Source organism: Bradyrhizobium brasilense (genome assembly GCF_029714345.1).
GTDB classification, from domain to species: domain Bacteria; phylum Pseudomonadota; class Alphaproteobacteria; order Rhizobiales; family Xanthobacteraceae; genus Bradyrhizobium; species Bradyrhizobium australafricanum.
Map to the genome: position 1 here is coordinate 2825056 of NZ_CP121669.1, position 23817 is coordinate 2848872.

Annotated in this window: 28 protein-coding genes; 8 read left to right on the forward strand and 20 right to left on the reverse strand. The window is 65.5% G+C overall.

Features of this window, described 5'->3' with window-relative positions; translation table 11 throughout:
* Positions 1-23: 23 nt before the first annotated feature.
* The 3 genes from acuI to QA635_RS13005 all read left to right on the forward strand — a co-directional run bounded on the left by acuI (position 24) and on the right by QA635_RS13005 (position 2148).
* Positions 24-1010, forward strand: coding sequence for an acrylyl-CoA reductase (NADPH) (gene acuI / locus QA635_RS12995; protein ID WP_283069482.1), 987 nt, complete (start codon positions 24-26; stop codon positions 1008-1010).
* Positions 1011-1196: 186 nt separating this feature from the next.
* Positions 1197-1775 carry a hypothetical protein gene (locus QA635_RS13000; RefSeq protein ID WP_283069484.1) on the forward strand — a complete coding sequence of 193 codons (579 nt, stop codon included), beginning with the start codon at positions 1197-1199 and terminating at the stop codon, positions 1773-1775.
* 139 nt (positions 1776-1914) lie between these two features.
* Positions 1915-2148 (forward strand): DUF6894 family protein, encoded by a 234-nt coding sequence (locus QA635_RS13005; protein WP_016844381.1) that lies wholly within the window; start codon positions 1915-1917, stop codon positions 2146-2148.
* A 24-nt stretch (positions 2149-2172) separates the two neighbouring features.
* On the opposite strand, the gene QA635_RS13010 is transcribed toward QA635_RS13005, so the two are convergent.
* The 5 genes from QA635_RS13010 to ygfZ all read right to left on the reverse strand — a co-directional run bounded on the left by QA635_RS13010 (position 2173) and on the right by ygfZ (position 7718).
* Positions 2173-4869 (reverse strand): DUF2339 domain-containing protein, encoded by a 2697-nt coding sequence (locus QA635_RS13010; protein ID WP_283069487.1) that lies wholly within the window; start codon positions 4867-4869, stop codon positions 2173-2175.
* 109 nt (positions 4870-4978) lie between these two features.
* Entirely contained in the window at positions 4979-5485 is a 507-nt protein-coding gene (locus QA635_RS13015) for a tyrosine phosphatase family protein (protein WP_028332625.1), read from the reverse strand.
* A gap of 120 nt (positions 5486-5605) precedes the next feature.
* Positions 5606-6217, reverse strand: coding sequence for a YfbR-like 5'-deoxynucleotidase (locus tag QA635_RS13020; RefSeq protein WP_057014933.1), 612 nt, complete (start codon positions 6215-6217; stop codon positions 5606-5608).
* Positions 6214-6840 (reverse strand): DNA-3-methyladenine glycosylase I, encoded by a 627-nt coding sequence (locus tag QA635_RS13025; RefSeq protein ID WP_283069488.1) that lies wholly within the window; start codon positions 6838-6840, stop codon positions 6214-6216. Before QA635_RS13025 ends, QA635_RS13020 begins: the two co-directional genes overlap by 4 nt.
* Complete coding sequence (ygfZ, locus tag QA635_RS13030) at positions 6837-7718, reverse strand: CAF17-like 4Fe-4S cluster assembly/insertion protein YgfZ (protein ID WP_283069490.1); 882 nt, start codon at positions 7716-7718, stop codon at positions 6837-6839. Before ygfZ ends, QA635_RS13025 begins: the two co-directional genes overlap by 4 nt.
* 127 nt (positions 7719-7845) lie before the next feature.
* Here ygfZ and QA635_RS13035 point away from each other — a divergent pair, with 127 nt between their 5' ends.
* The gene (locus tag QA635_RS13035) at positions 7846-9180 is read left to right on the forward strand and encodes a dihydroorotase (protein ID WP_253607499.1); all 1335 of its coding nucleotides are present in this window, start codon (positions 7846-7848) and stop codon (positions 9178-9180) included.
* A gap of 65 nt (positions 9181-9245) precedes the next feature.
* Here the strand turns inward: QA635_RS13035 and QA635_RS13040 are convergent, their stop codons facing one another.
* From QA635_RS13040 to QA635_RS13060, 5 genes are all read right to left on the reverse strand, one after another.
* Positions 9246-9512 (reverse strand): hypothetical protein, encoded by a 267-nt coding sequence (locus QA635_RS13040; RefSeq protein ID WP_028332620.1) that lies wholly within the window; start codon positions 9510-9512, stop codon positions 9246-9248.
* Between the two features lie 155 nt (positions 9513-9667).
* Entirely contained in the window at positions 9668-10324 is a 657-nt protein-coding gene (locus QA635_RS13045) for an HAD family hydrolase (RefSeq protein ID WP_057014937.1), read from the reverse strand.
* Positions 10314-10691: a TIGR02301 family protein gene (locus tag QA635_RS13050; protein WP_076824032.1), complete on the reverse strand. Its 378-nt coding sequence runs from the start codon at positions 10689-10691 to the stop codon at positions 10314-10316. Before QA635_RS13050 ends, QA635_RS13045 begins: the two co-directional genes overlap by 11 nt.
* A gap of 84 nt (positions 10692-10775) precedes the next feature.
* Positions 10776-11195, reverse strand: a complete 420-nt coding sequence (locus tag QA635_RS13055; protein WP_057014939.1) for an NUDIX hydrolase — start codon at positions 11193-11195, stop codon at positions 10776-10778.
* A 42-nt stretch (positions 11196-11237) separates the two neighbouring features.
* Positions 11238-11738, reverse strand: a complete 501-nt coding sequence (locus tag QA635_RS13060) for a hypothetical protein (protein ID WP_092087731.1) — start codon at positions 11736-11738, stop codon at positions 11238-11240.
* A 62-nt stretch (positions 11739-11800) separates the two neighbouring features.
* Here QA635_RS13060 and QA635_RS13065 point away from each other — a divergent pair, with 62 nt between their 5' ends.
* On the forward strand, positions 11801-12562 hold the full coding sequence (locus tag QA635_RS13065; RefSeq protein ID WP_253607502.1) for an SOS response-associated peptidase: 762 nt from the start codon (positions 11801-11803) through the stop codon (positions 12560-12562).
* Positions 12563-12828: 266 nt separating this feature from the next.
* Here the strand turns inward: QA635_RS13065 and QA635_RS13070 are convergent, their stop codons facing one another.
* Genes QA635_RS13070 through QA635_RS13080 form a run of 3 tightly spaced genes read right to left on the reverse strand, consistent with a single transcriptional unit; the run spans position 12829 to position 14160 of the window.
* On the reverse strand, positions 12829-13224 hold the full coding sequence (locus tag QA635_RS13070) for a RidA family protein (protein WP_283069492.1): 396 nt from the start codon (positions 13222-13224) through the stop codon (positions 12829-12831).
* Positions 13225-13228: 4 nt separating this feature from the next.
* Positions 13229-13708: a DUF6691 family protein gene (locus tag QA635_RS13075; RefSeq protein ID WP_283069493.1), complete on the reverse strand. Its 480-nt coding sequence runs from the start codon at positions 13706-13708 to the stop codon at positions 13229-13231.
* Between the two features lie 2 nt (positions 13709-13710).
* Positions 13711-14160 carry a YeeE/YedE family protein gene (locus QA635_RS13080; protein ID WP_283069495.1) on the reverse strand — a complete coding sequence of 150 codons (450 nt, stop codon included), beginning with the start codon at positions 14158-14160 and terminating at the stop codon, positions 13711-13713.
* A gap of 207 nt (positions 14161-14367) precedes the next feature.
* Here QA635_RS13080 and QA635_RS13085 point away from each other — a divergent pair, with 207 nt between their 5' ends.
* Entirely contained in the window at positions 14368-14802 is a 435-nt protein-coding gene (locus QA635_RS13085) for a hypothetical protein (RefSeq protein ID WP_028332611.1), read from the forward strand.
* Between the two features lie 104 nt (positions 14803-14906).
* Here the strand turns inward: QA635_RS13085 and QA635_RS13090 are convergent, their stop codons facing one another.
* The gene (locus QA635_RS13090) at positions 14907-15422 is read right to left on the reverse strand and encodes a mismatch-specific DNA-glycosylase (protein ID WP_283069498.1); all 516 of its coding nucleotides are present in this window, start codon (positions 15420-15422) and stop codon (positions 14907-14909) included.
* 153 nt (positions 15423-15575) lie between these two features.
* Positions 15576-16541 carry a GlxA family transcriptional regulator gene (locus QA635_RS13095; protein WP_283069504.1) on the reverse strand — a complete coding sequence of 322 codons (966 nt, stop codon included), beginning with the start codon at positions 16539-16541 and terminating at the stop codon, positions 15576-15578.
* Between the two features lie 268 nt (positions 16542-16809).
* Here QA635_RS13095 and QA635_RS13100 point away from each other — a divergent pair, with 268 nt between their 5' ends.
* Positions 16810-17103, forward strand: coding sequence for a hypothetical protein (locus tag QA635_RS13100; protein ID WP_283069506.1), 294 nt, complete (start codon positions 16810-16812; stop codon positions 17101-17103).
* A gap of 110 nt (positions 17104-17213) precedes the next feature.
* Here QA635_RS13100 and QA635_RS13105 read toward each other — a convergent pair whose 3' ends face one another.
* Entirely contained in the window at positions 17214-17609 is a 396-nt protein-coding gene (locus QA635_RS13105) for a hypothetical protein (protein WP_283069508.1), read from the reverse strand.
* 153 nt (positions 17610-17762) lie between these two features.
* Between QA635_RS13105 and QA635_RS13110 the strand changes: the two genes are divergently transcribed.
* Positions 17763-19433, forward strand: coding sequence for a flavin-containing monooxygenase (locus tag QA635_RS13110; protein ID WP_283069509.1), 1671 nt, complete (start codon positions 17763-17765; stop codon positions 19431-19433).
* Between the two features lie 104 nt (positions 19434-19537).
* On the opposite strand, the gene QA635_RS13115 is transcribed toward QA635_RS13110, so the two are convergent.
* From QA635_RS13115 to QA635_RS13130, 4 genes are all read right to left on the reverse strand, one after another.
* Positions 19538-19933 (reverse strand): hypothetical protein, encoded by a 396-nt coding sequence (locus QA635_RS13115; RefSeq protein WP_283069511.1) that lies wholly within the window; start codon positions 19931-19933, stop codon positions 19538-19540.
* Positions 19934-20324: 391 nt separating this feature from the next.
* Complete coding sequence (gene thiC / locus QA635_RS13120) at positions 20325-22223, reverse strand: phosphomethylpyrimidine synthase ThiC (protein ID WP_283069513.1); 1899 nt, start codon at positions 22221-22223, stop codon at positions 20325-20327.
* Between the two features lie 158 nt (positions 22224-22381).
* A complete protein-coding gene (locus QA635_RS13125; RefSeq protein ID WP_283069514.1) occupies positions 22382-22990 on the reverse strand; it encodes a thiamine phosphate synthase in 609 nt (202 codons plus the stop codon).
* Positions 22977-23759 carry a thiazole synthase gene (locus QA635_RS13130; protein ID WP_283069516.1) on the reverse strand — a complete coding sequence of 261 codons (783 nt, stop codon included), beginning with the start codon at positions 23757-23759 and terminating at the stop codon, positions 22977-22979. The genes QA635_RS13125 and QA635_RS13130 overlap by 14 nt, the downstream gene beginning before the upstream one ends.
* Between the last annotated feature and the right edge of the window lie 58 nt (positions 23760-23817).

Genomic DNA, 23817 nt, shown 5'->3' on the forward strand with positions numbered 1-23817 from the left:
CAAGATTACGGGGAGTGCACATCGTGGCAACGTTCAAGGCAATCAGGATCGACAAGGCGGACAAGGGTACCACCGCCGCGCTCACCCAATTCGACGAAGCCGAGCTGATGGACGGCGACGTCACCGTCCGCGTCGAGTGGTCGACACTGAACTACAAGGACGGCCTCGCACTGACCGGCAAGGCGCCGGTGGTGCGCCGGTTCCCGATGATCGCCGGCATCGATTTCGCCGGCACGGTCGAGCAATCCAGCCATCCGGACTGGAAGGCGGGCGACAAGGTCGTCTGCAACGGCTGGGGCATGGGCGAGACCCATCTCGGCGCCTACGCCGAAAAGGCCCGCGTCAAGGGCGACTGGCTGGTGCGGCTGCCCGACGGCATCTCGGCCCGCGATGCGATGGCGGTCGGTACCGCCGGCTATACCGCGATGCTCTCGGTGCTGGCGCTCGAGAAGCATGGTCTGACCCCGAAGAGCGGCCCGGTGGTGGTCACGGGTGCCGCCGGCGGCGTCGGCTCGGTGGCGATCGCCGTGCTGTCGAAGCTCGGCTACCACGTCATCGCGTCGACCGGGCGGATGTCGGAGACCGACTATCTCAAGGGTCTCGGCGCCACCGAGGTGATCGACCGCGCCGAACTGTCAGGTGCGCCCAAGGCCTTGGCGAAGGAGCGCTGGGCCGGCGGCGTCGACAGCGTCGGGTCGACCACGCTCGCCAACCTGCTGTCGATGACGAAGTATGGCGGAGCCATCGCGGCCTGCGGTCTGGCGGCCGGTATGGATCTGCCGTCGTCGGTCGCGCCCTTCATTTTGCGGGGCGTGTGCCTTCTCGGTATCGATTCGGTGATGTGTCCGATCGAATTGCGCAGGACCGCCTGGCGCCGCCTTGCCAGCGATCTGGATAAGGCGAAACTGGCTGATATCACTCACGAAATCGCCCTGGACGAAGTCATGGACTTTGGCGCGAAAATCCTCGGTGGCCAGGTCCGCGGCCGCATCGTGGTAAAAATAGTCTGAGGACGTTCAGACTTTACCAACCAAGCTGCTCCAATGTTGCCACTGTTGGTATGGTAAGCAGCGGGTAAAGAGACTTGCAGCATGATCCCGGGGGGCCGGGTTTCCTCGCGCAGACGTCGAAAAGCGTTGGTGCGGGGGTCATGCGCAACAAGGAGCGAGTGCCCGCGCTCGTAAGTGGAGTAGCTCATGCTTGCGCGTTTGGTGTTGGGGGCCGTCACGGCCGGAGCAATGGTCGTGCCGGCATTCGCGGGCATGATGAACGCCGATGAGGCCCGCAGGTTCGTCGCCGGCAAGGTGTTCGCGTTCACCTGTTTCGATGGCACCCGCGGCGCCGGCCGCATCCTCGACGATCTGGGTGCGGCAGGCTCGGTCCAGTTCTCCGGCTCGGGGCCGATCCGTCACCTGCGCCTGCCCGGCAACACGCTGCAGATCCGCGGTCAGAGCGTTTGCGCGTCGCTGAAGGGCATTCCGTTCGAACCGTGCTTCAATCTCGACAAGCAGGACGACCGCTCGTTCCGCGGCTCGGTCTCCGGCATGGGCTTTGCCTATTGCGATTTCCATCACCAGGGCGGCCAGCAGATGCTGATGGCGCGCGCGGCGGCGCGTCCGCGCTCGCTGCATCCGCGCACCCGATCCGCGGATGCCTCGCAGACCGAAGTGTCGCGCGTTGAGACGCCGCAGGTCGGAAGCGCGAAGCTCGAGCCGGTCAAGGCCGCGCCCGCCAAGGTTGAGAGCGCGCCGGAATTGCGCCGCTCCACTGACTAACCTTTCATCTGCGCGCTAGCGGGAATAGCGCCGCCAAGCCGTAGTCATACGGATGGCGGTCGCCACGCCTTGCTCGCTACTCAATACCTGGCGTTCGCCGCGAGGCGGGACATTGGGGACTCTGATTTTGAGTAGTCATATGGCGCAATATTTTTTTCGAATTAGTGATGGCGATTACGCTGGTGCATCCGACCACGCGACGGAGTTTGAAAGCCGCGACGTGGCCTGGGCCGAGATGACCAAGGTCTGCGGAAATTTCCTCGGCAGCATTTCGCGCAATCTGAAACAGAACAGCGAATGGCACATGGAGCTGCTCGACGAGGGCAGAAAACCCGTGTTCAGGATTCGACTGGTCGCCGAGTCCGTCGACTGAAGCTGTCCTTCAGGACGGCAAGTCCTAACCCTCAGCTTGCGCGAGCGGCGGAGCGGTTCGCCTGCGAAACAGGATCCGCTGATACAGCCAGCCGATCGCGACCAGCACGATGCCAAGGCACATGAACGACAGCGCACGGTAGACACCCGCGAGCGTCGACATGTCGATCAGGAAGGCTTTCAGAATCGTCAGCCCGATCACCGCAGCCGACGCGAGCCGCGCCCGCTGCGAGTTGACGACGATGCCGATGCCGAGCAGCGCGACGCCGAACATCAGCCAGGCGATCGAATAGGTGTATTGCTCCGCGCCCGTGGTCTCGCCGCGCGTCAGCACCGGTCCATGGTAAAGCCTGCGGATCTCGAACGTGACGTAAGCGAGCGCGAGGACCAGCGCGCCGGCGGCGATCGTGTTGGCATAGCCGGCAGGACGATGGCCCGCCACCGCATAGGACAGCAGCAGTGCCAGCACCGCCGGCAGCGCGTAGCCGAGCAGCAGCAGGTTGATGAAGCTGCCGCCGACGTCCTGCCACCACAGCATCGGGTTCTCCAGCGCCAGCAGTCCGAACAGGCTGGCAAGCCCGGCGAACGCGGTCAGCAGGATCGCGCCGACATTGTGCACGATGCTGCCGCTGCGCAGGCGCAGCCGTTCCAGTCCGATCGCCATCGCAAGCGTCACGCCGACCTGCAGCGCGACCTCGGTCAGCCCGGCGCTGGCATAATAGACATTGCCGCTGTTGACCGCGTGGCGGATCTCCATGAAGGCAAGCAGCACCGTGAACAGGATCGCGGCGGATTCGACGATGCGCAGCGGGACGTCGTCGCCGTTGCGGCGCAGGAAATGGCTTGCCGCCCAGAATGACAGCGCCGGCACGCCATAGCCCCACAGCAGCCAGTTGAAGATCGGCGTGGTGCCGACGGCGTCGCCCGCGATCCGCGGCTCATAGCCGATGCGCAGCACGACGATGCCGGCCAGGATCGCGGCAAGCCAGCGCAGGAACGGAATCGGCCGCTGCACCGACAGCCACGCCGTGCCCAGCGACACCAGCGCGAGCGCGATGGTGAGCCAGCCCTTGTCGAGCGTGAAGGTCAGCGCCAGCGCCAACGAGGCGAGGGCGCCGGTGGCGGACAACGCAATCGAGGGCGACAGCTCCGGCCGTTCGCCGCGCCGGGTCAGCGCCTCGGTCGCGGCTGCGTAGGCCGCCGCCAGCAGCACGGCGAGGATCGCGAACGGGATCGAGCGGTCGAGATGCGCGATGCGTGCATAGAGCGCGACCAGCAGCGCGACCGGCGTGAACACCGCCGCCGCAGCCCAGGTCACCGTCACCTTCGCGGTGGCAAAACGCAGTTGCGCGAGGAAACCGGCGATGCCGAAGGCGGCTGCGAACAGCGCCGCGGTGAAGAGATGCAGCGAGACCGAGCCGTCGGTCGCGGACGGGCCGATGCCGGGGATCGCACCGCCCGGCAGCACCAGCATGTCGACGTTGCGGCGGACGGCCCACTCGCCGAACACGATGAACACGAAGATCGACGCGGCGCCGATCGCACTGGTAGCAGCCGGCGCGCGCCAGGCGACAAAGAGGCTTGCGGCTGTCAGCAGCGCAAAGCCGATCATCGCGGTGTCGGCGTGGGCGCTGTTGAGCACGATCAGCATCGCGCCAAGCAGATAGGCCGCGAGCGAACCCGACGAAATCGGCTCGATCTCCTCGCCATCGCCGTCGGGACCGAACATGAAGCCGCAGACCACGAGCAGCGCCGCCAGCACGAAGCCTGCGATCACATGGAAGACGTGCGGCGCGATCATCTCGGGCCCGCATGCCAGGCATGGGAAGGTCCACAGCAGCGCGAAGGCGATCGTCGTGACCGCGAGCCAGCGCCACAGCCGGATGCGGGCAAGCGCGAAGGCTGCCGCCGTGACGATGGCGAGGTAGACGTAGAGCGACCAGAAGTCGGGCTTGTCTGACGACACCAGGAGCGGCGTGACGAAGGCGCCGACGATCCCGAGCCCGGCCAGCGCGGGTCCGTGCAGCAGCGCGGCCGCCAGCGTGCCGAGCGCGACCATGCCGAGCAGGATGAAGGCGGTTGCCGGGGCGAGGAAGTCATACAGCGCGTAGGCGGCGTAGACGGTAGCGAATGCCACCGCGGTGCCCGCCGCGGTGAGGATCGCCGGGATGTTGGCGATCGGCAGCGCCGCGATGTTGGAGATGCTTTCCTGGCGCCTGGTCCATTCACCGGCGCCGAGCAGCGCCAGCGCAAACAATCCGCCGAGCATCGTGCGAACGCCGGGGCCGAGCAAACCGGCCTCGATCGAATAGCGCACCATGAAGAAGCCGCCGAGCGCGAGCGTCAGGCCGCCGATCCACACCACCCAGCGCGTGCCGAGCGTCTCCTCGAAGCCGGGCGCCGGCTGCGGCGGAGCTGGCGGCTCCGGCAGGGGCGGCGGTGCGGCGCCTGCAGCGTCCGCGGCTGGCTCGCTCTGCGCGGCCGGCTCGCCGGGAGCCGCCTCCGGGAGCGGTGGCGGCACGGCGGAAGGCGCCGTCGGCAGCGGTTGCTCGAACTCCTGCAGCGGCGGCGGCACGGCCGTGCGCACGGCGGCGCCGCCCGCGGCCTCGATCGCATCCAGGCGTCGCTGCAGCAGGTCGATCCGGCCCAGCGCCTTGCGCGCGAAAATGATCGCGACGATGGCGAGGACGAGCGTCAGGAAGTCGAACGGCGAATCGAACATTGGGCCTCCGGCAGGACGCGCCGGACTTGGCCAGCCGGCGGCCCGTCGCAACCTAGTAGTGCAGTGAGGAGGACCGGAAGTTCAAGCGATCGGGCGTGACCGGCCGCGCTTAGTCCAGATCGATGCGGAAGGGCCGGCCTTCGACGCTCATGCTGCCGGGGCCCATCGCGTCGAGTGCGCGCAGCATCCGGCCCTCGCGTCCCAGCGCCTTGTCGGCGAGGCTGACGATCAGACGGTTGGGAGCCGCGATCGGCGAGGCCTCGCGGATCATCCGGGCGATGGACATTTCGTCGCGGTGCGGGTTGAGGGCGCAGACCGTGGCGAATGCGCTCGCGGTCGAGCGGCTGATGCCGGCGTAGCAATGCACCACCATCGGTGCTTGGCGATCCCAGCCGCGCACGAAGCTCAGCACCTTCTCGATATGCGACTCGTTGGGCGCAACGAACCCGTCCATCTGTTCGATGATGTCGTCCATCGACACTTTCAGGTGGTTGGCCGGCAGCACGGAAGGCGGCCGCTGCACCTGGTCGACATTGGCCATCACGGTCAGCACATGGCTGGCGCCGGTGGCGCGAACCGTGTCGGAGAGTGCGGCAAGCGAGCAGACGTGAAGCATGATGATCCTTCTATCGGGGGTATCGGATTATAACGGCTGCTCCCCGAGTGGGCAAAGGCGGGGGTGCCATGCCGATTCGTCGTTTTGCGGCGCAACCGGCGGCACGTTCTCGGTGCCGCCCTACGAGGCGTGCAATGCCTTGAAGCGCTCAAGAAACTGCTTTTCGGCCCGCGCGGCGGTCCATGGCGTCAGATAGTCGCGCTCGGTTGCTTCCGGCAGTTCCGGATCGCGGCCGAACAGCCGCTTGGCCTCGGCTTGCGAAAATCCCGCCAGATGCGTCGCCTCGAGATAGGCGGCGCCGCGATCGGCGGCCTTGATCTGCTGGGTGATCTCGTCCGCCAGCACGGCCGGCAAGCCGAAGCGGATATGGATCGCGCCGAGCAGCCGCTTTTCCACCGCCTTGTATTCGCCTGACAGCACCGCCTTGAACGGTGAGATCATGTCGCCGATGACATATTCCGGTGCGTCGTGCAGCAGCGCGGCGAGACGATGGCGGATGTCGACGCGCGGCATCTGCTGGCGCATCACGGCTTCGACCAGCAGCGTGTGCTGGGCCACCGAGAAGATGTGCGCCCCGCTGGTCTGGCCGTTCCAGCGCGCGACCCGCGCCAGTCCATGCGCGATGTCGACGATTTCGATATCGAGCGGCGACGGGTCGAGCAGGTCCAGCCGGCGTCCCGACAACATCCGCTGCCAGGCGCGGGTTGTCTCCGTCGATTTGCGCGCCGTCATTTCTTCTTGAGTCGCGGTGTGCGGAGCTTGCCGCTGCAGCTCTCGTGGCAGAAGCAGGTCACGAGGTGATCGTTGACCATGCCGGTCGCCTGCATGAAGGCGTAGACGATGGTGGGACCGACGAACTTGAAGCCGCGCGCACCGAGCTCCTTGGAGACCTTGATCGAGACCGGCGTCGAGGCCGGCACGCTCGCGGTGGTCTTGAACTGATTGACCTTCGGCTTGCCGTCGACGAAGTCCCACAGGAAATTCGCGAAGCCGGGGCCCTTCTCCATGATCTCCAGATAGCCCTTGGCACTCGCGACCGCGCCTTCGATCTTGGCGCGGTTGCGGACGATGCCGGCATCGTTCATCAGCGCGTGCACCTTCTTGGCGTTGTAGCGCGCGATCTTCTCGGGCTGGAAATCGTCGAAGGCTTTGCGGAAGTTCTCGCGCTTGCGCAGGATCGTGATCCAGGACAGACCGGCCTGGAAGCCGTCGAGGATCAGCTTTTCATAGAGTGCGCGGTCGTCATATTCCGGCACACCCCATTCATTGTCGTGATAGGCGACGTAGAACGCATCCTCGCCCGGCCAAGGGCAGCGTGTCTTGCCGTCGGGGTGCAACTGCGCGGTACGGCTCATGCGACGGTCTGCTTGGGTGTGATGCGGACGGCGTCAGGTTCGGCGAGGTGAAGCGACAGCCCGCCCGCGGTCAGCGCCAGGCCGGCGTCGAGCGCATCGGCGACGCGGTCGATGCGGACCAGCGCGAGACCTTTCTCGCCGGCGGTTGAGCCGATGGTGCCGACCTGCTTGTCGCCAGCCAGGATGGTAGCGCCGGCTTCGGGCGCGGGGCCGTCGAGGACGATCTTCACCGTGCGGGTGCGCGCCGTGCCGCGGTGCTGCATGCGCGACACCACCTCCTGGCCGACATAACAGCCCTTGTCGAAATCGACGCCGTTGAGGCGATCCATGTTGGTCTCGTGCGGGAAGGCGTCGCCATACATGAAGTCGAGCCCGCCGCGCGGCACGCCGGTGGCGATCCGATGCGCCTCGTAGGCGCTGGAGTCGACGAGATCGGCACCGATCAGCTCAGCGAGCTTCTGCTTCAAATCTTCCGGGATCAGGATGCGCCAGCCGAGCGCTGGGTTGCGCGGATCGGCGAACGCGAGATCCGGCGTCGCCGCCGGCTCGCCATCCCAAGCTGCCAGCACACCGAGGCTATCGGACAGGTTCTCGACCACGACCTTGGCGCGCAGCTTGTAGAAGCCGAGCTTGTCGGCAAGACCCTTGGCGAGCGCGCGCGGCGCGTCGATCAGGAAGCCGCCGCCATGACCTGAGGGTATCTCGGTGATCAGGAAATCGACGATGATCTTGCCTTGCGGCGTCAGCAGCGCGCCAAACCGGGCCTGTCCCGCGCGCAACTCGGCGATGTCGGCGGTGATGAGGCCGTTGAGGAAGTTGCGGGCGTCCTCGCCAGAGACCTTGACCACGCCCCGATCTGGAAGAAACGCTGCTTTCATTCGCAAAATTGGCTCTTTTCCAAGTTCCTTGGGAAACGCGCAGGCCGCGATATCCCCTGCCAAGCTAAGGCGCTAGAGTGCGCCGAACAAGGCCCGCGCGACAGCCGAAAGCGGGCGTCGAGGACCGATGAATCAGCATTTTGACACCATTCTAAAATCCGGCACCGTGGTCAATCAGGACGGCGAGGGCGTGCGCGATATCGGTATCGCGGGCGGCCGCATCGCCGCGATCGGCTCGCTCAGTCAGGCCTCGGCCGGCGAGGTGATCGACTGCAAGGGCCTGCACATCCTGCCCGGTGTGATGGACACCCAGGTGCATTTCCGCGAGCCCGGGTTGACCCAGAAGGAAGACCTCGAGACCGGCTCGCGCAGCGCGGTGATGGGCGGGGTCACCGCCGTGTTCGAGATGCCGAACACCAATCCGCTGACGGTCACCGAAGCGGCCTTCACCGACAAGATCAAGCGCGGCCGCCATCGCATGCATTGCGATTTCGCGTTCTTTATCGGCGGCACCCGCGAGAACGTGCAGGATCTGCCGGAGCTCGAGCGCGCCCCGGGCTGCGCCGGCGTCAAGGTGTTCATCGGCTCCTCCACCGGCGCGCTGCTGGTCGAGGACGACGAGAGCCTGCGGCGGATCTTCCAGGTGATCCGGCGCCGCGCCGCGTTCCACGCCGAGGACGAGTATCGCCTCAACGAGCGCAAGCCGCTGCGGATCGAGGGCGATGCTCGCTCGCATCCGGTGTGGCGCGACGAGACCGCCGCGCTGATGGCGACCGAGCGCCTGGTCAATCTCGCGCGCGAGACCGGCAAGCGCATCCACGTGCTGCACATCTCGACCAAGGAAGAGATTCTGTACCTGCGCGACCACAAGGATGTCGCCTCCTGCGAGGCGACGCCGCACCACCTCACCATGGCCGCGCCGGAGTGCTACGAGCGGCTCGGCACACTGGCCCAGATGAACCCGCCGGTGCGCTCGGCCGATCACCGCGCCGGCATCTGGTACGGTATCGAGCAGGGCATCATCGACGTGCTCGGCTCGGATCACGCGCCGCATACGCTGGAGGAGAAGGCCAAGACCTATCCGGCCTCGCCGTCGGGCATGACCGGCGTGCAGACGCTGGTGCCGCTGATGCTCGATCACGTCAATGCCGGGCGGCTGTCGCTGGCTCGCTTCGTCGATCTCACCAGCGCGGGGCCTGCGCGCCTGTTTAACATCGCCTGCAAGGGCCGCATCGCGGCCGGTTACGATGCCGACTTCACCATCGTCGACCTGAAGCGCAGCGAGACCATCACCAACAAATGGATCGCCTCGCGCGCCGCCTGGACGCCCTATGACGGCGTGCGGGTGCAGGGCTGGCCGGTCGGCACTTTCGTGCGCGGCCGGCGTGTGATGTGGCAGGGTGAAGTCACGACGCCGTCGACCGGCGAGCCGGTCCGGTTCCTCGAGACGCTGAAGCAGTAGGTTCGCGCTTGACGCGTTTTCTTGACGCGAACCGGCGGCCCACTTCGCTCGAAAACGCTATCGCTTTACTGCCTGGCCAATGCCAGCGAGAACTCGCCGTTGCGCACGCGCGCGGCGAGGCCCTCGGCAAATTTCGCCACCGCGTCCTCGCCATAGGTGCCGACGAGCTCGGCGAGCGCCGCAAACAGGCTCGCCTGCGCGAGGCAGTCGCCATCGACGCCGTCGTGACGCGCTTCAGCCCAGGCCTCGTTCAGGTAGCCCAGCGCGGCCTGCTTCTGCTCGTGGTCGGGTCGCGGGTCTTGGTGATGGGGGAAGGACGCTGGATGGCGCATGAAACTCTGCAAATTGACAGCGCGCGGTCCGAGGAGCGAACCACTGCGACGCGCGAGATGTATCACGCATGCAGGTACCGCCTAGCCCACATCTTTCGAAAAGGTTAACGGCCACCCCGGCATTTAAAGGGGAATTCCGGATATCCGGGCCGCGATCAGCCGAATGAGCTGTGGATATGGTCCAGCACCGCGCGCGGCGTGGCGCACAGATGGCTGGCGCCGGCCTCGGTCAGCTCCTCGGGCGTGCCGTAGCCATAGGTGACGCCGACCGCCCGGATGCCGTTTCGATTCGCCCCGATCACGTCGTGGCTGCGATCGCCGATCATCAGGGATTTGGCCGGATCGGCCCCGGTCTGCGCCAGCGCATAGGTGAGCAGGTCGACCTTGTTGACCCGGGTTCCGTCGAACTCCGAGCCGAACACGTGGTCGAAATAGCCGCCGAGGCCGAAATGCGCGATGATCCGCGTCGCGAACACATGCGGCTTCGAGGTCGCGACGAACATCCGGCCCGGCGCCCGGCGCAGCTCGGCCAGAACCTCCGCGATGTCGGGATAGACCGCGTTCTCGAACAGCCCGACATCGCCGAATCTTTCGCGGTAGAGCGCGACCGCGCGGTCGGCGAGTTCCTCGCCGCCGAGCAGCATCGCAAAGCTCGCCCTGAGCGGCGGCCCGATGCACCAGGTCAGTTCATCCTGCGAGGGAACCGGCCGGCCGAGCTTTTCCAGCGCGTACTGGATCGAGCCGGTGATACCGGGCTTCGGGTCGGTCAAGGTGCCGTCGAGGTCGAAGAAGATCGCCCGTTCAGTTGGCATAGCGGGCCGTCAGGTCGCGCGAGATTTTCGAGCCCTCCTCGATGTAGCGGCGGATCGCCACGGTGGCCGCGGGCGTGCAGGTCCGGTAGGTCTGCTGGAAGCCGTTATAGCCGCGGTTGAAGCCTGCGATCATGCGGGCGCGGCGGTCGCCGGAGGGGGTCTCGGCATCGATCAGCGCCTGCATCTCGTTGCGCCATTTGGCGCCCTCGTTGGAGCCGCAGATGCCGCGCAGATAGTGCAGGGCGCCGAGGATCTCGGCCAGCCGCTGCAGATCGCCGTCGAACGGCGCAGCCGCGTCCTGCGCCCGGGCGGGCGTCGCAAGGCATGCCGACAACAGGATCACAACGGCGAGAAAGGCTTTGATCATCGGGGTTCCGGAATGGCCGTGGTATGCCCCCTCAATGCGCCCGAGGCAAGGCGGCCGAGCCCCCCAAAGCCGCTAAAACGGGCCTCAAACCAGCCGTCGGGCGGCCGCAATCACCTCATGCAGGCCGCCGGTGACCTTGAGGTCGCCGATCTCCTCCGGCGCCAGCCATTTGAAATCGTCGTGCTCGTCGTTCAGGTGAGGCTCGCGGGACGCCCAGCGCGCCGCGAAGGTCATGATCAGATAGTGTCCGGTGCCGGGGCCGGTCGGCAGCACCTCGCGCCAGCCGGCGAGGCCGACGATCTCGACCTTGAGGCCGGTCTCCTCGTCGATCTCCCGGTGCAGGGCGGTATGCAGCGATTCGCCGAACTCGACCCGGCCGCCGGGCAGCGAATAGAAGCCCTTGCCGGGCGAGCGGGCGCGGCGCACCAGCAGCACCTTGTCGTCGCGGAAAATCACGCCTGACACGGCGAGCTGCGGGCGGATCGGAGGTTCGGGAGAGGTCAAGGTGATTGGCAGCCGGTTGTGAAGACCATCATGCCCGATATCTCAGGCGCCCGCCATGATGCTGTCGACATCGGCCTCTGCGGCGCCGTTGATGATGCCGGCGGTCTGCATCACCAGCGGCTTGACCCAGACGATCGCCTGCTCGGCGAGCGCGACCCGGCTCTTGTCCTGCTGCAATTGCCGCATCGCCGCCCCGACCTCGGTCAGGATCTTCGTCATGCTGTCGGTGAGCTGGTCGAATTCGGCCCGGATTGCGGCGTCCGCGGTCTCATAGGCCTCGATCGCGAGATCGCGCGCCCGGAAATTCGACGCGGTGAAATGCTCGGCATAGGACAGCGGCTGCCATTCGAGGAAATCGCTGGCGCATTCCGGCAGGTCCGGGACCATCTCCAGCAGCATGATGGCTTCGTTGAAGTGATTGAGGTAGTCGGTGGCAAGCCCGGTGCGGGGATTGATGTTGGCGGCGCGCAACAGCGCCGCCCGCGCCTCGTCGGGGTACGTCGGTCGCGGGGAAGAGCCCGCTATGGCGGCCGTTGAGGTCATTGATCGCAGTCTTTAACGTTCCAAGTTAAGGCAGAATAAACGGATACCACTCTGGACGGCAAATGTGCGGACGCTTTGTCATTACCTCGCCGCCGGCGGCCTTGCGCGAGATGTTCGGCTATATCGAGCAGCCGAATTTTCCGCCACGGTATAATGTTGCGCCGACCCAGCCGATCCCGGTGGTGCTGTTGCAGAATGGCGGCCGGCATTTTCAATTGATGCGCTGGGGCCTGATCCCGTCGTGGGTCAAGGACCCCAGGACCTTCTCGCTGCTGATCAACGCGCGCTCCGAGACGGTGCGTGAGAAGCCGGCCTTCAAGAACGCGATCAAGCGGCGCCGGGCGCTCATCCCCGCCGACGGATATTACGAATGGCAGGATGCCGGCGGCCGCAAGCGGCCGTTCTTCATCCATCGTCGCGACGGCCACCCGCTCGCCTTTGCCGCGCTCGCCGAGACCTGGATGGGACCGAACGGCGAGGAGCAGGACACGGTCGCGATCGTCACTGCGCCGGCCAGTCCCGACCTCGCGCAATTGCATCACCGCGTGCCGGTCACGATCAGGCCCGAGCAATTCGCGCGCTGGCTCGACTGCCTGCCGAACGATGTCGACGACGTGATGCCGATGCTGAAGGGCCCCGAGGTCGGCGAGTTCGCCTGGCACCAGGTGACGATGCGCGTCAACGCGGTCGCCAATGACGATGCGCAATTACTGCTGCCGATGACCGCGGAGGAAATCGCCGCGGAGGACGCGCCGCAGCCGAAGAAGGCCGCGCCGAGGAAGGCGGCGGTGCGGGAGGACGACGGGCAGGGGTCGTTGTTTTGAGGGCTCACTGAACCGGCGTGATGCAGCGCGGATTTGCGTCAGCTCTTTCCACATCGTCGTCCTGGCGAAGGCCAGGACCTATAACCACCGAATTTGCTTGTGAACGGGAACGCAACCCCAGCGTCGCGCGACAATTGAGATTTGGGGTAATGGGTCCTGGCCTTCGCCAGGACGACGATGAAGATGGACCTCGATTCAACCGGTGCGCAATTGCGCACCTGAGGGCTCGCGCCAAGTGGCACGCTCCGGCATGACAGAGCCAGAGATCACCCCTTCACCGATGCCACGCCCTCGATCTCGATCAACATCTTCGGATTGGGCAGCGCCACCACCACGCAGGTGGTGCGCGCGGGGTAGGGAGCGGGGCCGAACGCGCCGGCATACAGCGCGTTCATCGTCGCGACGTCGCTCGCGCGCGTCAGCAGCACGTTGACCTTGACGAGATCGCGCATCGTCGCGCCCGCCTCGCTCAGCACGCGCTTGAAATTGATCACGACATTGGCGAACTGCGCCTCGAAGCCGTCGGGCAGCTCGCGATTGGCGTCAAAGCCGGGAATGCCGGAGATGAACAACAAATCGCCGACGCGGGCGCCGAACGAGAGTGGCGGCGCCTGGACGCCGGGCGGAGGAGGGAAGTGCTTGATTGTGGTCTTTTCAGTCATTGGGTCACCCGTCTGCGCGAGATGGAAGGGGAGAAGTTTCGATGGCGCGCGGCGCCGCTGCACGCCGGCGCCAAAGATTCCTGCCGAAGAGATTCTGGCCGATCATGCCTGCGAGCATCGCGACGACGAAGAGCACGATCGGTAACGAGAGGCCGGCGAGATTGACCAGTGCCGGCCCGGGGCAGATGCCGACGAGGCCCCAGCCGATGCCGAACAGCACCGCGCCGGCAACCAGCGGCGCATCGATGTCGTTGCGGTCGGGCCAGAGGAAGCGCGCCGAGAAGGCGGGCGCGACGCGCCGCCGGGCGATCGCAAAGCCGGTTGCTGCGACCGCAACCGCGCCCGCCATCACGAAGGCGAGCGTCGCGTCCCACGCGCCAAACAGATCGAGGAAGCCGAGCACCTTCTGCGGATCGGTCATGCCGGAGATCAGAAGCCCCGCGCCGAAGATCAGGCCGCAGACAAAGCTTGCGAGAGGTGTCATCGCTAGCCTCCGATCCCGTGCCTGACGATCGCGACCGTCGCGATCGCCGTCAGCATGAAGATGCATGTTGCCACGATCGAACGGCCGGACAGCCGCGCGAAGCCGCAGACGCCGTGGCCCGAGGTGCAGCCATTGCCCATCCTTGTGCCGAATCCGACCAGCAGTCCCGCGATCGCGACCACCACAAGGCTCGCATTCATCGCCGGCCGCGGCAGCGGCGCGCCGAACAGCGCCGCAATCAGGGGCGCTCCGATCAGTCCCGCGATGAACGCGATGCGCCAGGAACGATCGGCGCTACGGTCGGCGCTGCGGTTGGCGGTATCGGCCTGCAGCGCGCCGCCGACGATGCCGGTGACCCCGGCGATTCGCCCAGTCAGCAGCATCAAGAGCGCCGCGGCAAGCCCGATCAGGGCGCCGCCGGCAAGGCCGGAAAGTGGGGTGAAATCGTGCATCGATGCAGATCCCTGTTGCGCAAACTCCTCAGCGATCCGGCAAAGCGGTGGGCGCGCATGCGCCAGTGGTCGCGCGGCTGCAGAGGCGATGATAGACTCCGCACCATCAGGAACAAGCGCAATCCCGCATGTTTCGCGGCATTTCAGCGATGCCGCCGGTCGGCTGGATTGCCGCGATTCGCTCTCACTTCGTCCGGAGAATCCCCCATGAAATTGCCATCCGTCGCCCGCGCCGCGCTGCTCGCGCTGGCGATGCTCACCGGAACGTCCGCCGCCCTGGCTGACGAGGGCGCGGTGACGCTCGTGATCTTCAAGGGCGGCTGGGTGTTCGGCGGCTCCGCCGGCAAGGGCGTCATGACCTTCCACGGCCAGACCTATGGGCTCACGGCCGGCGGGCTGGACTATGGCCTCGTGTTCGGCGGCTCGCAGACCACGTTGCAGGGGCGGGTGCGCAATATCCGCCGTCCGCAGGATATCAACGGCGTCTATGCCGCGGCGGGCATGGGCGTTGCGCTCGGCGCCGGCGTGCGCGGCATCCTCTTGACCAACCAGAACGGCGCGGTGCTCGAACTGAGCGGCAAGCAGGTCGGCCTGATGGCCAATGTCGACCTCAGCGGGCTTGCGATCACGTTGAAGGAATAGGCGTTCGGTCTCGTAGCGATCTCGTAGGATGGGTAGAGCGAAGCGAAACCCATCGACTTCAGTGCGTCGGGAGAGATGATGAGTTTCGCTTCGCTCTACCCATCCTACAGTTCGGTGATCCACTCGGCGAGCTCACGCCACGGCTGCAAACTCCAATGCCCGGACGCTGCGCCGGATGGCGACGGCAGCACGAACACTTCGGGAAAGCCGTTCACTGATGGCTGCCGACCGAGCACGAGCGCGCTGGTCGGCCTGTTGTAGAACAGGCTCGCCGCCTTCCTGCTGGTGAAGGCGATCGTCCTCGGCCGATAGGTCTCGATCTTCGTCTGGAAGCCCACCACATCGAACGACTGCCTGTTGATTTCGTGATCCATCCCGGCGCCGGTCTTGGAGAGATCGGTGAAGCCGATGCCGAGCGCGAGCAGCGCCGCGAACTCGTCCGGCCGATAGCGCCGCGGCGTGATGCCGGCCTCATGCAGCGCACGCCAGAACCGGTTGCCGGGATGCGCGTAATAATGCCCGACGGCGGCTGAGCGTGTGCTGGCTGCGGTGCCGACGAACACCAGGCGCAGATCGGCGCGGAGCTGGTCGGGGAGGCGGTGGGAATTGTTCGCGGGCATTCAAAACACTGGAGTGGAGCATTAGTGGGAGGTGTAGCCCGCATGAGCGTAGCGATATGCGGGACGGAAACAAACCCGGATGTCGCTTCGCTCATCGGGCTACACGCCATCGCCCTTGCATGGGACGCTTGCATCACGCCGCCCGCAAAACCTTCATCGTACACTGGCGCGAAGCTCGCGGACGCCTCTCCCCAAGCGCTCGCGCAGCAGCGTTCGCAGCGTGGCGCCGTCTTCATAGCCGACTTCGGCGGCGATCGCTTCGATGTCGAGGCCGCTGCCATGCAGCAGCGATTGCGCGCGCTCGACGCGAAGATCCTGGAAGTAGGACAGTGGTGATTTGCCGAGAACCGCTTCGCAGCGGCGCTGCAGGGTTCGCGGGCTGGTCGCGAGAGCATCGGCCGCGTCCTGCAAGGAGAAACCGGCCCTGAGATGCTCGCGCGCCCAGCGCTCGAAGCGCTGGATCAGCGGATCGGCCTGCGCCAGATGGTTCGGGATGATGAAGACCGATTGCGACGAGCGCAGGTCCGCCAGCAGATAGCGCGAGACGACGGACGCCAATTCGGGGCTCGCCTGCCGGATCAGCCAGAGCGCGAGATCGAGATGGCCCATCGCGGCACCTGCGGTGACGCCGATGCCGGAAGGAACGAGCATGCGCGCTTCATCGAGCCGGACATGCGGGTAACGCTGCCGGAAGAGCGGCGCGAGCCACCATGTCGTCGTCGCGTCCTGATGATCGAGCAGCCCGGTTTCCGCCACGATGAATGAACCGATGCAGGAGGCGGCGATCCGCGCGCCGAGTTCGTGCCACTGCACGAGTTGCTGCGTGGCTTGCTTCACGTCGCGCCGCTCGAGCGCGGGCACCAATTGCTCCGGCAGTCCGGTGTTGAGTGCAGGGACGACCACCCAATCCGGTTTGACGTCCGCCGTGACGGTCTTGACCGGAATCCCGAGGCCCTGGCCGGAGCGCACCTTCTTGCGCATGCCGTAGACCGAAACGTCAAAGCGAACCGTGCCGCCCATCTGCAGCCTGGAAAACTTGTCGGCGAGGGAGAGGGCGTCGAGCATGGCCGTAAGCCCGGTGTCCCAAAGTCCCTCGAGCGCGAGGATCGCGATATTCATTGGCGTAAATGCCTTCAAAGTTGTCGCTTGCGACAATCGTCGTCCAGCCGCTGCCGAGCTAAGCCTCTTTCCGCGAACGCTCCGAACGACGCCGCAGACGACCGGAGATGCCGGCCTAAACTACTGACAGAACGCGATTTCCGTCAATGATCGGCCGCCATCTGGCTTGGCGTAAACGGCATCAAAATTGTCGTTTCCGCCTCTGGCTCGGCGCGGATTGCGGCGTCGGTTCGTTCGCGCCAACCCTCGACCAAACAGGAGAACAATCATGAAAGTCTTCGCGATCGGATCGGCCACCAAGCCCATCACCGACGAGCAGCGGAAGGAGATGATGCCGAAGGAAGTCCCCGACACGCTGCGGCTCTACCTCGACGGCAAGATCGAGCAATTCTGGTTTCGCGACGACAAGCCCGGCGTGGTGTTTCTGATGAACGTCGACTCGGTCGATCAGGCCAAGTCGACCATCAACGCGCTGCCGCTCGCGGCCGGCGGCATTCTCGCCTTCGAGATGATTCCGGTCGGCCCGCTCAAGCCGCTTGGCCTGCTGCTTCAGGGCAGGTGAGCGGCGCGGGTATCAGCGGCGTCGGCACTGCGCTCCCTCTCCCGCTTGCGGGAGAGGGCTGGCGTGGGGGTTCGCTCCGCGAGCGATATCGTGGAGAGAGCCCCACGCAACTAGCGTACCGGCTCCTTGATCTCTTCTTCCGTCGTGACCGCTTGCGACGGTCCGGTCGAACGCACCATCAGGAACGTCCCTGAGAACCTTGTGCCGCGAATGCTCCAGCGGCCGTCGATTTCGGTCGCATCGGCATTGACCGCGCCTTCATAGTGGACGGTGTTGTAGCCGTAGCCGGGCGGCTCGTAGCGTTTGACGAACGTAACAGCGCTGCCGGAGCGCTGGCCCGCGAGCGAGGCATTGTGCGTGCTGATCGGACAGCCCGGCATCACGCAGGGTTCGGTCACGCTGCCCCCGAGCGCGCCGCCGGCGTCGATCAGCGTCGCCAGGAACGTGACCATGCCGCTCGGCTGAACATAGCTGCCGTCCCAGACGCCGGTGAGATTGTCGGTCATGTCGCTTGCCCGGATTGCGCTCGGTGAAATTGCAGTGATCGATGTGGTGCATGCAGCGCCTCAACGCAAGTCGTGCCCGCTCGCGCGGTTGCTTGCAGGAGCAAAAGGGTCTGTAATCCGCTCAAACAGATCAAGAAGAATTCGGGAGCGGACATGACAGGAGAGGCGAAAACCCATTACGAGGTGATCGTGGTCGGCGCCGGCGTCGCCGGCATCTACCAGATCAAGCGGCTGGCCGATCTCGGCATCGACGCCACCGTGCTCGAAGCCGCGGCCGATCTCGGCGGCACCTGGTACTGGAACCGCTATCCGGGCTGCCGCTTCGATTCCGAGAGCTATACCTACGGGTTCTCGTTCTCGCGCGAGCTGCTCGACGAGTGGCACTGGAAGGAGCGCTTCTCCGGCCAGCCCGAGAATTTGCGCTACCTCAACTACGTCGCCGACAAGTTCGACCTGCGCAAGCACATGCAGTTCAATTGCAAGGTCGAGACCATGCAGTTCGACGAGACGCGCGATCTCTGGCAATTGAGGATCAGTGACGGCCGCGAACTGACCTGCCGCTTCGTGGTGCTCGCGATCGGGCTGCTGTCCGCGCCGACCATGCCGCGCGTCGAAGGCATAGAGGATTTCAAGGGCCGCTCGTTCCACACCTACTACTGGCCGCACGAGCCGGTCGATCTCGCGGGCAAGAAGGTCGCGGTGATCGGCACCGGCGCGACAGGCATCCAGCTGATCGGCGAGATCGCCGACAAGGTCGGCGGGCTCACCGTATTCCAGCGCCGGCCGAACTGGAGCGCGCCGCTCAACAACTCCGCGATCTCCATTGAGGAGATGGCCGAGATCCGCGGCCGCTATGACGAGATTTTTGCTGCCTGCGCGCTGACGCCGGGCAGTTTTGTGCATGGCCCCGACAAGCGCGGCTTCTACGAGGTGAGCCGCGAGGAGCGGCTCAAGCTGTGGGACAAGCTCTACGACGAGCCCGGCTTCGGCATCTGGCTCGCGAACTTCCGGGAGATTTTCATGGATGAAGCCGCCAATGCGGAGCTCTCGGAATATATCGCGGGCCGTATCCGCCAGCGCGTGAACGATCCTGACGTCGCCGAGAAGCTGATCCCGCGGGATCACGGTTTCGGCGTGCAGCGCCTGCCGCTGGAGACCCGATATTTCGAGGCGTACAATCGCGACAATGTGCAGCTCGTCGATCTCTCCGAAACGCCGCTGGTGCGCGTCACCGAAAAAGGCCTCCGCACCACGGCGCGCGACTACGATTTCGACATCATCGTCTACGCCACCGGCTTCGACGCCATCACCGGCGCCTACGACCTGATCGATATCAGGGGCATCGGCGGCGAGAGCCTTGCCGACAAGTGGAAGCACGCGCCGTCGACCTTCCTCGGCATGCTCGTGCACGGCTTCCCGAACCTGTTGATGCCGACCGGCCCGCAAAGCGCCTCCGCGTCGACCAACTTCCCGCGCGGCATCGAGAACGGCGTCAACTGGTGCACCAACCTGCTGCAATACATGTGGGACCGCGGCCTGACCCGCGCCGACGCGACCCTGGAAGCGCAGCAGCGCTGGACCGCGCATGTCGTCAAGATGTACGAGATCATGCTGATGCGAAAAGCCAAGTCGTGGTTCACCGGCTACAACTCAAACGTCGCCGGCCACGAGGAGGGGACGGTCCGCTACTTCGTCTACAACGGCGGCACGCCGAAGTTTTTGGGAATCATCAACGGGGTGGCGGCGGAGGGGTATCGGGAGATCGAGTTTGGCGCGAGCGCCGGTGGCGCCGTGCAGGAGGTGGCCACTGGCGCGTCGGCATAGCGTAGCCCGCGTGAGCGCAGCGATATGCGGGTCAGATAGAAACCCCGGATATCGCTCGGCTCATCCGGGCTACTAGCTTTGTCTTCAGGCCATCGCCACCGCTGTCACATCGAGCAGCGAACATACGGCGTCTCCACCGGCACCGGTTCCTTTGAGCTGAGTATGATCTTGTTCTCGCCGGAGAGCTTTATGTCGAATGACACGTCCGAAACCGCGACGCCGTCCGAGCACGCCGCAATCACGCGAACATTCTGCCCGTCATCATGCAGCGATTTGACGGTGCATTTTTGAAACGTGCCGGTGATTTGCTTGCCCTGGACGATCAGGCCACCCGCGTTGAAATCGGCATCTTTCCTGAACGCGAGCTTGTTGTTCTCCTTGGTGAAGACCTGGTTGCAAGCCGAGGCGTCGATCGTCCAGGCTCCGTTCAAATCCGCAGCCTGTGCCGAGGCCGCTTCCGCAACGAGAAGTACGAATAGCACGGCGTTGAAGGTTCTCATGAAACTCTCCGATCAAATGGTCATTAGGCTGCTGGACCCTCTGCGATCGAACGTGGAATTGGCGCTCAATCGCCTGCTTGAGGGGGCAGGGGTAATATCCCCGACGCGACCTTCATCGCTTTTGAGCGTCATAGCAAGCGATGAGACAGCGGATTTTTCGTTGATCCAAGTCAAGGGTTCTGCGGAGCGCCTGGCGTGGCCCTGGGCCGGTTGCTGCCGTGACCGGCCCTGTACGAGCCGCACACGCGCACTGGATCATAAGTGAATGGTCCAGACGCAAAAAGGCCGGGCTTTCACCCGGCCTTTCGTATTTCGATGGATACGCGGGTCATCTCGCGCGAAGACGCGCTTCGCGCTGTTGCCCGGCACGACGAGCGGTGAGGGCGAGCCCTCACAACACCCGATTGCTCTCCTTCACCTTGTCCGCATCGAGATACACGCTAGATCCCATCTCCTTGAACTTGGCGCTCATCGTCGCCATGCCGTCCTCGATGGTGGCTGACACCGACATCCCGACGCCCGTCGGATCGTTAAGCGTCGCGGCGTAGTCGCGGACGTCCTGGGTGATCTTCATCGAGCAGAATTTCGGGCCGCACATCGAGCAGAAATGCGCGACCTTGTGGGCTTCCTTCGGCAGGGTCTCGTCGTGGAAGTCCTTCGCAGTGTCCGGGTCGAGGCCGAGGTTGAACTGGTCCTGCCAGCGGAAGTCGAACCGGGCGCGGCTGAGCGCATCGTCGCGGAGCTGCGCGGCGGGGTGGCCCTTGGCGAGGTCGGCGGCGTGGGCTGCGATCTTGTAGGTGATGACGCCGGTCTTGACGTCGTTGCGGTCGGGCAGGCCGAGATGCTCCTTCGGCGTGACGTAGCACAGCATCGCGCAGCCGAACCAGCCGATCATCGCCGCGCCAATGCCCGAGGTGATGTGGTCGTAGCCCGGCGCGATGTCGGTCGTCAGCGGCCCGAGGGTGTAGAACGGCGCCTCGCCGCATTCCTTGAGCTGCTTGTCCATGTTGATCTTGATCTTGTGCATCGGCACGTGGCCGGGGCCCTCGATCATGACCTGGCAGCCCTTGTCCCACGCGATCTTCGTCAATTCGCCGAGCGTCTCGAGCTCGGCGAACTGCGCGCGGTCGTTGGCGTCGGCGATCGAGCCGGGACGCAGGCCGTCGCCGAGCGAGAACGAGACGTCATACTTGCGCATCAGGTCGCAGATCTCGTCGAAATGGGTGTAGAGGAAGCTCTCCTTGTGATGCGCGAGACACCACTTCGCCATGATCGAGCCGCCGCGCGACACGATGCCCGTGACGCGGTTGGCGGTGAGGTGGATGTAGGGCAGCCGGACGCCGGCGTGGATCGTGAAATAGTCGACGCCCTGTTCGCACTGCTCGATCAGGGTGTCCTTGTAGAGCTCCCAGGTCAGCTTGACTGGATCGCCGTCGCACTTCTCCAGCGCCTGGTAGATCGGCACGGTGCCGATCGGCACCGGCGAGTTGCGCAAGATCCATTCCCGGGTGGTGTGGATGTTGCGCCCCGTCGAGAGGTCCATCACGGTGTCGGCGCCCCAGCGGATCGCCCACACCATCTTGTCGACCTCTTCCTCGACCGACGAGGTCACCGCCGAGTTGCCGATATTGGCGTTGATCTTGGTCAGGAAGTTGCGGCCGATGATCATCGGCTCGAGCTCGGCATGGTTGATGTTGGAGGGAATGATGGCGCGGCCGCGCGCGATCTCGTCGCGGACGAATTCCGGCGTGATGAAGGCCGGCACGGAGGCGCCAAAGCTCTCGCCGTCGGCAAGCGCGGCCTCGGCGCGCTCGAGCTGTTGCTTGCGGCCGAGATTCTCGCGCTCGGCGACGTAGATCATCTCCTTGGTGATGATGCCGGCGCGGGCGAACTCGAGCTGCGTGATCTTGTGGCCGTCGAGGCCGCGCAGCGGCCTGTGGTGCGCGGTGAACGCCTTGGCGGCGTGCGTGGCGCCGACATTGCCGTTGTCTTCCGGCTTGATGGTGCGGCCCTCATATTCCTCGACGCCGCCGCGCTCCTTGACCCAGGCCAGCCGATTGCGCGGCAGGCCGGCATTGACGTCGATCGTGACGTTCGGGTCGGTGTAGGGGCCCGACGTATCATAGACCGGCAGGTTCGGCTCGCCGGCGCCTTCCGACAGCATGATCTCGCGCAGCGGCACGCGAACATCAGGCGCGGCCTCCGGCGTCGCAAAGATCTTGCGCGAGGCGGGCAGCGCGCCGGTGGTGACGGCGGGACGTGTGGTGTCGGGATTGGAGCGGATGTTCATGAGGGATCCTCCGTTTTAATTCGTGTGCGAAATTTTGACCTCGTCATCCTGAGGAGCGCGAAGCGCGTCTCGAAGGATGAACGAGCCGGGCCGTCGACCCTTCGAGACGCGCGTGCCGCGCTCCTCAGGGTGACGGAATGGGCAGGGTGTTGTGGGCATCACGCGGCCTCCGCGCTGAGGCCGAGCCATTGTCGGACCCGCGCGTCTGGGTCGGGGTTCTGGGTGACGTCACTGACGACGGCGATCGAATCGGCGCCGGCGGCGAAGATCTCGGCGGCGTGCTCGAACTTGATGCCGCCGATCGCGACAAGGGGGATGGAGCCGATCCGTTTCTTCCACTCGGTGATCTTCGGAATGCCCTGCGGCTCGAACCGCATCGATTTGAGCGTGGTGAAGAAGATCGGGCCGAGCGCGACATAGTCCGGCTTGGCCGCGAGCGCGGTGGCGAGCTCGGCGTCGTCATGGGTGGAGATGCCGAGCGTCAGCTTGGCTTTGCGGATCTCGGCGAGGTCGGCCTCAGAGAGGTCCTCCTGGCCGAGATGCAGATGCTCGGCGCCGGCGACGATCGCCGCGCGCCAGTAATCGTTGACGACGAGCTTGGTCGGCGTGCCCTTGGTCACCGCGAGCGCATCGCTGACGAGCTGCAGCGCCCCGGCGTCGTCGAGCTCCTTGGCGCGCAGCTGGATGGTGCCGACGCCGAGTTTGGTCAGTCGCTCGACCCACTGGATGCTGTCGACGACGGGATAGAACGGATCAGGATACGGCATGCCAGAACGGGGTCCCAACGACAGGGGTGGAGGGGGAGGCGAAGTCGCGGGCTTCCATCAGCCCGGCTTCGTAAGCGGTGCGGCCGGCCTCGACGCCGAGGCGGAAGGCATTGGCCATCGCAACGGGATCGGCGGCTTTGGCGACCGCCGTGTTGAGCAGCACGGCGTCATAGCCGAGCTCGAGCGCCTCGGCGGCATGCGAAGGCGCCCCCAAGCCGGCGTCGACCACCAGCGTGATGTCGGGCAGGCGGTCGCGCAACAGCTTCAGCGCGTCGCGGTTGGTGATGCCCTTGGCGCTGCCGATCGGTGCTGCCCACGGCATCACCACCTTGCAGCCGGCCTCGACCAGCCGCGAGGCGACCGAGAAATCCTCGGTGCAATAGGGGAACACCTCAAAGCCGTCCTTGATCAGGATGCCGGCCGCCTCGACCAGGCCGACCACATCGGGCTGCAGCGTGTCGTTGTCGGCGATCACCTCGAGCTTGATCCACGGCGTGCCGAACAATTCGCGCGCGAGCTTGGCGGTGGTCACCGCCTCCTTCACGCTGCGGCAGCCCGCGGTGTTCGGCAGCACGGTGACGCCGAGCTCGCGGATCAGCGACCAGAACGCGTCGCCGGTCTTGCCGCCGGCCGCCTCGCGCCGCAGCGATACCGTGACGATGCTGGCGCCGGAGGCACGGATCGCGTTCTGCATGATCGCAGGCGAGGGATACAGCGCCGTGCCGATCAGCAGGCGGGACGGGAACGATTTGCCGTAGAAGGTGACCATGTGTCTCCTCAAACTATGCCGTCGTCCCGGCGAAAGCCGGGACCCATAACCACGACCG